Annotated in this window: 1 protein-coding gene; it reads left to right on the plus strand. The window is 55.0% G+C overall.

Annotated features, from left to right (window positions below):
• Positions 1-20 precede the first annotated feature (20 nt).
• Entirely contained in the window at positions 21-467 is a 447-nt protein-coding gene (locus tag AC1RPW_RS07855) for a hypothetical protein (protein ID WP_481769421.1), read from the plus strand.
• Positions 468-569: the final 102 nt, after the last annotated feature.

Here is a 569-nt window from a genome sequence, read left to right on the forward strand (position 1 = left end):
GTTAAATGAGTTTTGATAGGTTGGAACCAAACGAAGAAAACCCGCTTATCCTATGGGCCGAGATTGAACGCCTGAAGGGCGAAGCTGTGCGTAGCGACGGGAAGCGATGGGTGACGGTCGCAATCGAGGAACGGCAGCGCGCGGTAACTGCCGAAGGCCTGTTGCGGTTGCTGATCGTGAACGTGACGGGGACTGCTGAGGACGAGGATAACGAGCGAGCGAACATGATTCGCGCCAATTATCTGCACGCGGCGCTTCCCGATCATCCGATGGCCCGGGCCTCGATTGCGAAGATCGTGGGCTGCGAAAAGGCTAACGAACAACTGGAGCGAGAGCGCGAGCGCCCGCCCCTGATGGACGAAATTCTCAACATCATCGACTCGAACTTCGCGATCTATACGGCTGGCGATGCAACGCGCTTGTCCGTGCACGCGAAGATTCGTGCGGCCTTCGAAAAGGTGGCATAAATGCAATACACTGTGCTAAATGCGGTAAATCGTGACAATCTGATTGAATTGGTAAACGAATTTATCAAGGTTGGTGGCTGGGAACCGTTGGGCGGTATAGGG

The organism is Dellaglioa sp. CoH-55-MRSF-8, from assembly GCF_056782195.1.